This is a genomic window from Pseudomonas sp. Sample_21 (assembly GCF_004307525.1).
Taxonomy (GTDB): domain Bacteria; phylum Pseudomonadota; class Gammaproteobacteria; order Pseudomonadales; family Pseudomonadaceae; genus Aquipseudomonas; species Aquipseudomonas atacamensis.
The window spans coordinates 1-13,271 of the sequence record NZ_RCNZ01000022.1; the positions used below are offsets into that span (position 1 = coordinate 1).

Below are 13,271 nucleotides of genomic sequence, written 5' to 3' on the forward strand. Positions count from 1 at the left end.
AACCGCAACAAATCATGAGTCAACCCGGCACAAACCTCGACCTCGACCTCGCCCCCCTGCCCGCGCAGCCTGTCGACATAAGCCTGCCCCTCATCCAGCAACGGATCAAACCCGGCCAATACGACAATAGCCGGCGCAACCCCACGCAAATCCTCCGCCAGCAACGGCGAAAAACGCCAATCCAGATAATCCTCCGGCCCACGCGCATAGTGCTGATAAAACCACTCCAGCGTGTCGTTCTCGAGCAGGTACCCCTCACCAAACAACAGCCGCGAATCATGCACCCGCGAAGCATCGGTCACCGGATAACACAACAACTGCGCCTTCGGCGCGATAGCCACCGTGTGCGGTTGCCGCACGGCCTGAATCGCCAGCACCGTCGCCAACGTGGCGCCCGCACTGTCGCCACCGAACGCAACGCGCGAACCATCCAGGCCGAGGCTCACAGCCTGTTCGGCCAGCCAGGCCAAAGCGTCCTCGCCATCCTCCAGCGCTGTCGGAAAGCGATGCTCCGGCGCCAGTCGATAACCGACCGAGAGCACCGCACACGGCGTGCGCTGGCAAAACTCGCGGCAGACGCCGTCGTGGGAATCCAGACTGCCAACGACAAATCCGCCACCGTGGAAATACACCAGCACCGGCAGCGGCGATTCAATACCTTTGGGCCGATACAAACGCAACGCCAGCGCCGCACCGTCACGGGCCTGTATTTCGATCTCGGTGACTTCAAGATCCTGCGGCGCCGGCCAGCGCAGTTGCGCGGTGGTCTGCTCGAAGGTGGCGCGGGCCTCGCTCGGGGTCAGTTGGTGCATGGCCGGCAGGCCGGCGTCCTGGCTGTCTTGAGCGAGGTCGAGAAAAGCTTCCAGATCAGGGTGTAACGACATCGTTAAAAATCCTTGTATCTGCAATAAGACGGGCGCGCCTGGGCAGCGCCCGCGCAAAAGGCCGGGTGATCAACCCACCCGCGCCATGCAATGTTCGATCAACGCTTCAAGCTCGCGCTGGTAATCGCTCATCAGCGCATCCATGGTGCCGGCGCGGTAACGCTGACTGCTGTAGATGCAGCGCAAGGCCAGTTGCCCGTCATAGACCTGGCCGACAATTTCCAGCCAGTTGCCCAGGTTCGCCTTGAGGCTGTAGTTGTCGCCGGTCTCTTCCAGTGCCGGCACCAGCAACGCCTGTTCATCGAAGCTCTGGTCGAACTGCCCGAGGTAGTTGAAGGTCACCCGTGCCTGCGGCAATGCAGCCAGTCGCGCGGAGACTTCCGGCCCGGCCAAATGACGCAACACGCCGTAGCCGATGCCCTTCTGCGGTACGCCCGCCAGTTGCGCCTGCACATCGATGATCGACTGGCCGATGTCGTCGCCGTCCGGGCGCAAACGCACCGGGAACATGCTGGTGAACCAGCCGAGGCTGCGGCTCAGGTCGATCGATTCGAAGAGGTCTTCGCGACCGTGACCTTCAAGCAGAATCAGCGCCAACGGTTGCTGACTCCAGCGGCACAGGGCGCGGCTGAGCGCCGACAGCAGCAAGTCGTTGATCTGCGTGCCGTACACCGCCGGGGCCTGTTTGAGCAGTTGTTCGGTGTGCTCGCGGGACAGCTTGAGCCGCGCCTGCGCCTGTTGCCGCACGAGGTTCTTGCCGCGCGGGTTGTCGCACGGCAGATCAACGCCGGGCTGATCCAGTTGCTCCAGCCAATAGCTCAATTCCTGCTCGGCAATCACCGGCGCCTGCGCCTGCAATGCCTCGGCAAACGAACGATAACTGCTGGTGCGAATCGGCAGTTGCGGCGCCAGCCCCTGCACGCACGCCTCATAAGCGACTTTCAGATCGTCGAGCAGAATCCGCCACGACACGGTGTCGACCACCAGGTGATGAATCACCACCAGCAACCGCGCCTGGCCATCCGGCAACGCCACATGCATGACCCGCCAGACCGGCCCGTCATCGAGTTTGAGGCTGCGCTGCGCGAGGTTGGCCAAGGCTTCGACCTCTTCGCTGCTTTGCGCTTCGCGGCGCCACAGCACAGCCTCGTCGGACGCGCTGCTGCTATAGCGCTGCAACCAGCGCCCGCCGTCGTTGGAAAAACGCAGGCGCAGCGAATCGTGATGTTGTTCGATCAAGCCCAGTGCCTGTTCCAGTGCATCAAGATCCAGCGGTTGACGTGCGCTGAGCAGCAACGACTGGTTGTAGTGATGCGCCTCGGCCATGCCTTCGGCGAAGAACCACTCCTGGATCGGCAGCAAATTGAACGCGCCCTCTGCGGCAACCTGAGTCAGGTCCGGCAGCGCTTGCCCGGCGCCCTCCTTCGCCACTTGCTGCTCGAGAATGCCGGCGATGGTCTGATAACGCATCAGATCACGCAGCTTCAGCTCCATCTGCAGCGTCGGGTGGTTTCTCACCCGCGAGATCACTTGCAGGCTGAGGATCGAATCGCCGCCCAGTTCAAAGAAGTTATCGCTGATACCGACCTGCTCGACCTGCAACACCTGCGCCCAGATTTCCGCCAACAGGCGTTCCTGCTCGGTGCGCGGGGCAACATATTCGTCGCTTTTGAACTCCGGCTCCGGCAGGGCCTTGCGATCGAGTTTGCCGTTGGGCGTAACCGGGAACGCGCTGAGGCAGACGATCTGCGCCGGCACCATGTATTCCGGCAGCGAAGCGCGCAGCCCGGCCTTGAGTTCATCGCCGATATCATCACCCGTGGCAGTGACCACGTAGCCGATCAGTTGCTTGCCGGAGGCATTGTCGCGGGCAATCACCAGCGCATCGCTGACCGCCGGCAACTGGCGCAGACTGGCCTCGACTTCGCCTAGCTCGATGCGGAAGCCACGCACCTTGACCTGATGGTCGATACGCCCGACGTAATCGACCACGCCGTCCGGGCGACGACGCACCAGATCGCCGCTGCGGTACAGGCGTTCGCCCGGGGCAAACGGGTTGGGCACGAAGCGCTCGCCGGTCAGATCGGGGCGGCCGTAGTAACCGCGAGCGACGCCGTAACCGCCGATGTACAACTCACCGGCAAAACCCGGCGGCAGCGGATTCAGATCGTCGTCGAGCACGTACAACGAACGCGCACCGACCGCGCGGCCGATCGGCGCATACGCCGCTTCGCAGTGCTGGCTGATGGCGACTTTCCAGAGCATCGGCGTGACCACGGTTTCGGTCGGGCCATAGCCGTTGGTGAAGAACTGCGGACGCAACGCGGCTTTGACCTGTTCGAAGGTCTGCTCCGGCACCGCATCGCCACCGAAGCAGTAGATGCGCACTGGCGGCGGCGCAATGCCGCTGGCGGCCGCGTACTCGGCCAGTTGCTTGAGATAGGCCGGCGGGAAGCAGGCGATGGTCACGGCGTAATCGTGCAGGGCCTGATAGGTCTGCTCCGGCGTCCACAAACAACCGTCGCGGATCACCAGACGACCGCCGCTGTACAGCGTACTCAGCCAGCGTTCGTGAGCGCCGTCGAAAGCGAAGGACATAAAGTGCAATTCGCAACTGCTGGCGTCCATTTCGTACAACTCGGCGATCGCCTGGCAGTGCATGCTCAGCGGGCCTTGAGTAACGGCCACGCCTTTCGGCCGTCCGGTGGAACCGGAGGTGTAAACCAGATAGGCCAGGCTCTGCTCGTGAACATCGCAGACCGGGGCAGCATCGCTGTAGAGACTGCGATCGAGTTGATCGATTTCCAGACGCCGCACGCCGTTAGGCGCCGGCAACGTCGCGCGCAGGCTGGTTTGCGTCAGCAGCAGGGCCATGCGCGAATCTTCGATCATGTAGGCCAGACGCTCCGGCGGGTAATCGATGTCCAGCGGCACGTACGCCGCACCGCTCTTGAGCACGGCGAGGAAACTCACCAGCATTTCCAGCGAGCGCGGCAACGCCACGCCGATCACCACTTCCGGCCCGGCGCCGTGGGCGATCAGGCACTGCGCGAGTCGATTGGCCTGCCGCTCCAGCTCTGCGTAGGTCAGGCTTTCGCCGGCGCATTGCACCGCGATCGCATCGGGTTGCTGTTGCGCATGACGGCTGATCAGCTCCGGCAGCAACTGCGGCGCGTGGCGGTGGGAAGGCTCGGCGCTCCAGGCCTGCGCCGCTTGCCATTGCTCGGCGGACAGACGCTGCAAGTTACCCAGCCGCTCATACGGCGCGGCCATCATCGCCGCGAGGGTGTTTTCCAGGGTCAGGCGAATGCCTTGCACCGCCTCGGCGCTGAAGTGGCTGCGCAGGTACAGGTACTCGATCGACAACTCGTCGCCGAGCATCACCGCAAGGTCCATCGGCACGTTGGTCACGCCGTGGCCGATGGATTTGCCGAAGGTCAGCTCGGTGTCGGTTTCTTCCTGCAAGCGCTCGTCGATCGGGAAGTTCTCGAACACCACGATGCTGTCGAACAGCGCCTGACCACCAAGGTTCGACCAGCGCTGCACATCGGCCAGCGGTGCCTGGGAGTAATCGCGAATGTCGAGGTTGTAGGCCTGCACTTCACCCAGCCAGTCGGCCAGACGCTGATCGGCCTGTGGGGTCTGAATGATCGGCAAGGTGTTGATGAACAGGCCGAGCATGTTGCCGACGTTCGGCAGACTTTCCGGGCGCCCCGATACGGTGGCGCCGAAGGTCACCGTCTGCTGACCGGTGTAGCGTTGCAACAGCAGCAGCCACGCGCCCTGGATCAGTGTGTTGGGGGTGATGCGCAGGTCGCGGCAGAACTCCAGCAGGCGTGCGGTTTGCGCCTTGCCCCAATTTGAATAGAGCGCATCGTGACCAGTAACGTCGGCACTATGACGCGGGTGCATCGCCTGACTCAGCGCGGTCGGTTCGTTGACCACCGCCAGACGCGCCTTCCAGAACAGCTCCTGGGCATCCTGATCCTGCGCCTGCAACCAGGCAATGAAGTCGCGATAGCGGCCATTTTCGCCAGTCACCTCGCCCGTGGAGTAGTACTGCAAGACCTCACCGAACAACCGCGAACTGCTCCAGCCGTCCATCAGAATGTGATGGCTGGTCCAGATCATCTGGTACTGCTCGTCGCCCAGCTGCAGCAGGGTCACCCGCTGCAATCGCGCTTCGGCCAAGTCGAAGCCCAGCGCGCGATCAGCGCTGGCGAACTCGGCAATCGCCGCCTCGCTGCAGTCCTGCCCACGCCAATCGAGCACCTGCATCTGCAACGGCGCCTGGCGATGGACGACCTGCAGCGGTTTGGCCAGGCCGTCCTGCCAATGGAAACTGGTGCGCAGGATCGCCTGACGTACAATGATGAACTCCCAGGCCCGGCGGAAACGCTCCACGTCGAGGCCCTTGATCGGCAGGCTGACCTGTTGCACGTAAAGGCTGCTGCCGTTATCCGACAGGGTGTGGAAGAGCATGCCTTCCTGCATCGGCGACAGCGGATAGACGTCTTCGATCAGCTCCGCCGGCACCGGCAAGGCATCGAGCTGTGCCTGATCCAGCTGCGCCAACGGGTAGTCGGCAGCGCTGGCGGATTGCGCGTCTGCCAGCGAAACCACTGCGGCCAGTTTCTGCACGGTCTGCTGCTGAAACAGGTCTTTGGGCGTGAAACAAATGCCCTGCTGCCGCGCGCGGCTGACCAGTTGAATCGAGATGATCGAATCACCGCCGAGGGCGAAGAAATTGTCGGTCACGCCGACCTGCTCGATCTTCAGAATGTCCTGCCAGACCTCGGCCAGCTGCTGCTCCAGCGGCGTCGACGGCGCGACGTAATCGCGTTGTGCCTGGCTGGCATCCGGTGCCGGCAAAGCCTTGCGATCAAGTTTGCCGTTGGGTGTCAACGGCAATTGTTCGAGGAACAGCCACTGCGCCGGCACCATGTAATCCGGCAGATGCGCCTTGAGCGCGGCTTGCAACTCAGCACTCAGCGCGTCCAGTTGCGCGGGGCTTTGATCGGCCTCGGCCGGTACCACATAAGTCACCAGTTGCTGGCCGCCAACGCCGTCCACCGCCAGCACCACGCCTTCGCGCACACTGGCCTGGGCCAGCAGACGCGCTTCGATTTCACCCAGTTCAATACGGAAGCCACGCACCTTGACCTGATGGTCGATGCGGCCGACGTATTCGATACGGCCGTCGTCCATGAAACGCGTCAGGTCGCCAGTGCGGTACATGCGCTCGCCGTTGCTCGCCAACGGGTTGGGCACGAAACGTTCGGCGGTCAGGCCCGGGCGCAACAGATAGCCACGGGTGATGCCCTCACCGGCCAGATACAGCTCCGCTGCGATGCCGACCGGCGCTGCCTGCAATTGCTCGTCGAGCAGGTACGCAGTGGTGTTGCGCAATGGCCGGCCGATATTGGCCTGGCCACCGAGTTCGCGACGGGTCCAGGTCGAATACGTGGTGTCTTCGGAAGGCCCGTACAGATCGTAAACGTGGGCGACCGAAGTTTCGCGGTACAAGGTGTCGACCAGCGCCTGCTTGAGCGGCTCGCCGGCCAGATTGATGATGCGCACGCCCGGCGGGATCTGGCCGATGCGTTGTAGCGCGGCAATCGCCGACGGCACGGTGTTGATCAGGCGCACCTGATCACGCTCGGGCAAGTCCGCCAGCTCCAGGGCATTGCGCGCCATGACCATGGACCCGCCGCGCGCCAGGGTGACGAAAATCTCCCACACCGACAGGTCGAAGCACACCGACGTCGAGGCCAGTACGCCTTGCAGATCGTCCTTGCTGTAGACCTCGGCGGACCAGTGAATCAGCGCCTGCACGTTGCGATGGGCGATGGCCACGCCTTTCGGTTTACCGGTGGAACCGGAGGTGTAGATCACGTAGGCCAGATTGGCCGAGTCGGCGCGCGCCGGCAGGTTGTCCGGTGCCTGCGCGGCGAACGCCTCGCCGCCGGCCTCGACCAGCACCACTTGCGCTTCGCTGGATGGCAGTTGCGCCAGCAACGCTTGCTGGGTCAGGAGGACTTTCGCCTGGCTGTCGTCGAGCATGTAGGCCACGCGGTCGGCCGGGTAGTCCGGGTCCAGCGGCACGTAGGTGCCGCCGGCTTTGAGCACTGCCATCAGGGCGATCACCAATTCCGCCGAACGCGGCAGCGCCACGCCGACGCGCACTTCGGCGGTGACACCCAGCGTCACCAGATGCCGGGCCAACTGGTTTGCGCGGCGGTTCAGTTCGCCGTAACTCAGGGCCACGCCGGCATGACTCAACGCCAGTGCCTGCGGATGTGCTGCGACCCGCGCTTCAAAGCTCTGCGAAATCAACCGCTCGGCCGGATAAGCCGCGTGATTGTCGTTCCACTGCGCCAGCGTCTGCCGTTCGGCCAGCGGCAGCAGACCGATCTCGCCAAGTGCCCGTTGCGGCGCTGCGATAAATTGCTCGAGCACTTCACGCAAATGCGCCGCCAGAGTAAGCACGCTGCGTTCGGCAAAGTGCTCGGTGAGGTAATTGAAATCGAGGTTGAGCACTTCGCTGGCACCAGCGATCAGGGTCAGGCCGTAGTTGGTCTGTTCACGATGCTCCAGACCGGAAAAACGCAGCCCGCCCGGATTGGCCTCCAACGCATCGGATACCGGGTAGTTCTCGAACACCAGCAAGGTGTCGAACAACGCTTCGCCACTCAATGCGGCCAGACGCTGAATGTCCTGCAACGGCGTCTGTTCGTAGTCGCGCAACAGCAGGTTCTTGTCCTGCACGCTGCGCACCCAGTCGCCGACGCTGAGGGTGGCTTGCGGGCTGGCGATCACCGGCAGAGTGTTGATGAACAGCCCCAGCTGTTCTTCGATGCCCGGCAAATCCACCGGCCGCCCGGAAACCGTAGCGCCAAACGCCACCGTGGCCTGCCCGGTGTAGCGCTGCAACACCAGCAGCCATGCCGCCTGCACCACGCTGTTGAGGGTCACCTGTTGCTGACGGGAGAAGCTGTTCAGACGCTGGGTCAACGCTTCATCGAAATGCAGACGATGCATCTGTTTGCCCGGCCCCGGCACGGTGCGTCCGTGGCAGGCCGAGGCCAGTCGGGTCGGCTCGTCGAGCTCGGCCAGTTGCCCGCGCCAGAAATCCTGCGCGGCTGCCTTGTCCTGGCCCTGCAGCCAGACCAGAAAATCGCGATAGCGGCCCTGCGCGCTCGGCACCGGCTGGCCGGCGTAATCCTGCAGCACTTCGCCGAACATCCGCGAGTTGCTCCAGCCATCCATGAGGATGTGGTGGCAGGTGAAAATCAGTCGATGGCGATCGTCGGCAGTGCGCAACAGGCACAGGCGCAACAGCGGCGGATTCTGCAGATCGAAGCCACGTTCGCGGTCGGCCTGCGCCCGTGCTTCAAGCACCGCCGGCAGATCGGCGGCATCGCGCACATCGATTTCCGGCATTTCCAGGGTCAGTTGGCGGTTGATCACCTGCAACGGTGCATCGAGGCCATCACGGCCCCAGATGAAACCGGCGCGCAGCACTTCATGGCGATCGACCACCCGTTGCCAGGCTTGCTGGAACCGCGCAACGTCGAGGCCGTCGATGTCCAGCAACATCTGATAGACGTAGGCGCTGGCGTCCGCATCGTACAGGCTGTGGAACAGAATGCCCTGCTGCATCGGCGCCAGCGGATAGATGTCCTCGATGCGCTGGGCGGCAATCGGCAGGCTGTCCAGATGCGCCTGGGACAAACCGGCCAGCGGCACGTCGGACGGCGTGAGGCCGCCCGCATGGCTGAGGCAGTGGTCGATCAATTCGTTCAGTGCCACTTCGTAGGCGCGGGCCAGAGCGGCGATGGTCGTTTCTTCGAAGATGTCGCTGCTGTAGGTCCAGGTCAGGCTCAACTGGCCCTGATAAACCCGGCCATCGATGGTCAGCCAATTGGCCATCGGCGCGTTTTCGTCCTGGCCGGCGCCCTTGTCTTCGGTGGCCGGCCGCCACAAGGCGTCTTCGTCGAAGTTGTTATCGAACTGGCCGAGGTAGTTGAACGTCACTTGCGGTTGCGCCAGTTCACGCAGCGCCGCTTGTGCTTCGGCGGTGCCGAGATAACGCAACAAGCCATAGCCGATGCCCTTGTTGGGGATCGCGCGCAGTTGCTCCTTGATGCCTTTGATCGAGCTTTCCAGGCTGGCGTTTGGTGTCAGGCGTACCGGGAACATGCTGGTGAACCAACCCACGGTGCGGCTCAGGTCGATGTCATCGAAGAGGTCTTCGCGGCCATGGCCTTCGAGCTGCACCAGCGCACTGTCGCTGGCGGTCCACTCGCAGAGGACCCGCGCCAGTGCGGTCAGCAGCAGGTCGTTGACTTGAGTGCGGTAGATCGCCGGAGCCTGTTGCAGCAGCTGGCGAGTGCGTTCGGCGTCCAGCCGCGTGTCGACGCTGCGTTCGAAGCGGTTGTTCAACTGGCCCTGCGGATTATCCAGCGGCAAACCGAGCGGCGCGTCGCGCAACTGTTCGCGCCAGTAACTCAGTTCGCTGCCCAGCGCCGCGCTGCGCGCATGCTCTTGCAGGCGCAAGCCCCAATCCTTGAACGCGCTGGTCTTGGCCGGCAGATGCACGCGCTGTCCGCCGCTGATCTGCTGATAGGCGCTTTGCAGGTCTTCGAGCAGGATTCGCCACGACACGCCATCGACCACCAAGTGATGAATCACCAGCAGCAGACGCTGACTGGCGTCCGGCAAATCGATCAGCGCCGCGCGGATCAACGGGCCGTTGTGCAGGTCGAGGCTGCGTTGCAGGTCCAGGCACAGCGCTGGCAATGCCGCGCTGTCGTCAAGCGTGAAAGTGCGCAATAACGCTTGTGGTTGATCCGCCGCGCCGTGGCTTTGCTGCCAGCCCTGCTCGGTTTGGCGATAACGCAGACGCAAGGCGTCATGCTGTTTTTGCACCTGCGCCAAGGCCTGTTGCAGCGCCGCGGCTTGCAGGGTTTTCGCCGGGGTCAGCAGGATCGACTGGTTCCAGTGATGCCGCGCCGGGATGTCGCTGTGGAAGAAATACTGCTGGATCGGCGTCAGCGGCGCGTCGCCAAGCACTTCGCCCTGCTCCGTCTGCACCGCGTCGCTCTGCTGCGCGACGGTGGCCAGACGCTGCACGGTCTGATGCTGGAAAATATCCTTGGGCGTAAAACGAATGCCGGCCTGCCGCGCGCGGCTGACCACTTGAATCGAAATGATCGAATCGCCGCCCAGCTCGAAGAAATTATCGTGAAGCCCGACCCGCTCGACCTTGAGCACGTCCTGCCAAATCTCCGCCAGACGCTGTTCCAGTTCGCTGCGCGGCGCGGCGTAGGCCTCTTGCACGTGCGCAACGTCCGGCTGCGGCAGTTGTTTGCGATCGAGCTTGCCGTTGGCGGTCAGCGGCAGCCGGTCGAGGAACGCCCAACTGACCGGAACCATGTAATCCGGCAGGGTTTCGCGCAGGTGCAGCTTGATCGAATCGCGCAGCGCGCCCTGCTCGTCCGCGTTCAATGTCTCGGCCGGCACGACCCAGGTCGCCAGTTGCTGACCGCTGAGGCCGTCCACCGCCAGCACCACCGCTTCGCGCACCTGTGGATGCTTGAGCAGTTGCGCTTCGATTTCGCCGAGCTCGATGCGGAAACCACGGATTTTTACCTGGTGGTCGATACGACCGATGTACTCGATCACCCCGTCGCCGCGCAGCCGTGCGAGGTCGCCGGTACGGTAAAGACGCTGGCCGGCGTTGCGGTTGAACGGGTCGGGCACGAAGCGCGTGGCGCTCATGCCGGCCTGATTCAGATAACCACGGGCCAGACCGGCGCCAGCGATGTACAACTCACCAATGCAACCTTGCGGTACCAGGTTCAGCGAGCTGTCGAGCAAGTACCACGACAGGTCGACAATCGGTGCGCCGATCGGGCTGCTGTGATTGCTCTGCAGATCCGCCAGCGACAACGGCCGGTAAGTGACGTGCACGGTGGTTTCGGTGATGCCGTACATGTTGATCAGCGTCGGCGCGCGGTCGCCAAAATGCTCGAACCACGGACGCAGATTCTGTACTTCCAGCGCCTCGCCGCCGAACACCACGTAACGCAGGGCATTGCTGCGGCTCGACTCGCAGGCGACCTGCATCAACGGCTTGAACGCCGACGGTGTCTGGTTCAGCACCGTGACGTTTTCATCGCACAGCAGCGTGTAGAAATCCTCCGGCGAACGGCTGACATCGTGCGGCACCACCACCAGTTTGCCGCCGTACAACAGCGCGCCGAAAATCTCCCACACCGAAAAGTCGAACGCGTAGGAATGGAACAGCGTCCAGCTGTCCTGCGCGCCGAAATCGAACCAGTGCTCGGTGGCGCTGAACAGGCGCATCACGTTGCCGTGCGGCAGCAAGGCGCCCTTGGGTTTGCCGGTGGAACCGGAGGTGTAGATGACGTAGGCCAGATTGTCCGGCGTGGTCAGGCATGGCGGGTTGCTTGCGATGCCGTGCTCCGGCGTTTGATCCAGATCGAGGCAGACCAGCCCCGGCGGAATCGGCAATTTCCCGAGCAAATGCCCCTGGGTCAACAGCAAGTGAATGCCGCTGTCGTCGATCATGTAGCTCAAGCGGTCATCCGGGTAGCTTGGGTCCAGCGGCACATAGGCGCCGCCGGCCTTCAGCACCGCGAGAATGGCGACGATCATGTCCAGCGAACGCTCCACCGCAACGCCGACGCGCACGTCCGGGCCGACGCCCTGCTCGATCAGCGTGTGCGCCCACAGGTTGGCGCGGTGATTGAGTTCGGCGTAGGTCAGGCGTTGCCCGGCACAGCTCACCGCCACCGCATCGGCATGCCGCTCGGCCTGGGCCTCGATGGCTTGCTGGATGCACGGCGTCAGCGGTTGTTCAATCAGCGACGGATTCCATTGCGCCAACAGCTGTTGCTGCTGGCCGGCGGCGAGCATCGGCAATTGGCCGATACGCTGGCTCGGCTCGGCGACGATCGCTTGCAACAGCGCGGTCCAGTGCTGCGCCAGGCGCTCGATGGTCGCTGCGTCGAACAGGTCAGTGGCGTACTTGAGCACCGCTTCGATGCCGTGGGCCTGTTCGGTGGTGTTGAGGGTCAGGTCGAATTGCGCGGTCTGGCTCTGCCATTCCAGCGGTTCGATGTTCAGGCCGTTGAGGCGTGTCGCGATGCTCGCGCGGCGCTCGGCCTGGTGGTTGAACATCACCTGGAACAACGGACTGTGACTGAGGCTGCGGCCCGGTTCCAGCGCTTCGACCAGTTGCTCGAAGGGCAAGTCCTGATGCGCCTGCGCCTCCTGCGCCGTCTGTTTGACCTGACGCAGCAGTTCGATAAACGGCAGCTCTGCGTCGATGTCCGCCTTGAGCACCTGGGTGTTGACGAAGAAGCCGATCAGCCGCTCGATTTCCACCCGGCCACGGTTGGCCACCGGCACGCCGACACGGATGTCGCTTTGCCCGCTGTAGCGATGCAGCAAGGCCTGAAACGAAGCCAGCAGCAACACGAACAGGGTGACGCTTTCCTGCCGGGCAAACGCTTTGAGGGCATGGCTCAGCGCCGGGTCGAGAATCAGGTTGTAGCTGGCGCCGGCGAAGCTTTGATCGACCGCGCGCGGGCGATCCAGCGGCAACTCCAGCACCGGTTGTTCGCCGCCGAGTTTTGCCTGCCAGTAGGCCAGTTGCCGCTCCTGCTCACCGGCCTCCATCCACTGGCGCTGCCACAAGGCGTAATCGGCATATTGAATCGGCAGTGCCGGCAGGCCGGCGTCGTGACCGAGGTTGAAACCGGCGTAGAGCTGCACCAGTTCCTCGATCATCACTTGCAGCGACCAGCCATCGGAAACGATGTGGTGCAGGGTCAGCACCAGCACATGCTCAGCGGGGTTGACCTGCAGCAGCGCGGCACGCAGCAACGGGCCGTGCTGCAGATCGAAAGTCTTCTGGCTCTGAGACTGGACGAAAGCCTCGATCGAGTGCTCCGGGTCATGCGCCAGATCAGCGCTCAGGTTGTGAATATCGAGGGTAAAAGGTCCTGCGGGCAGGACCACTTGCAAGGGTTGCGCGCTGTCTTGAGAGAACACCGTGCGCAAGGTTTCGTGGCGCTCGATCAGCGCCGCAATGCTGCGTTCCAGTGCCGGCACATCCAGCGGCCCTTGCAAGCGCAGGGCCGTCGGAATGTTGTAGGCCGCGCTGTGCGGTGCCCACTGCCACAGGAACCACTGGCGCTGCTGAGCGTAGGACAGCAACAACGGCTCTTCAGCCGTGCGCTTGAAAACCGGGGCAATGTCAAAGAGGTTGACGCCTTTCTGCTTGAGCAGAACCGCCAGAGCCTTTCTTTGCTTAGCCGAAAGTTGTCCTACCGACTCGATTAACTCTTGCACGCG

General features: G+C 63.4%; 2 protein-coding genes. Both read right to left on the reverse strand.

The features are described from left to right. Positions 1-884: alpha/beta hydrolase (locus tag D8U71_RS01680; protein ID WP_130887026.1), on the reverse strand; the 884-nt coding region annotated here is incomplete at its 3' end. Between the two features lie 69 nt (positions 885-953). Further along, positions 954-13,268, reverse strand: a complete 12,315-nt coding sequence (locus D8U71_RS01685; RefSeq protein ID WP_130887027.1) for a non-ribosomal peptide synthase/polyketide synthase — start codon at positions 13,266-13,268, stop codon at positions 954-956. Between the last annotated feature and the right edge of the window lie 3 nt (positions 13,269-13,271).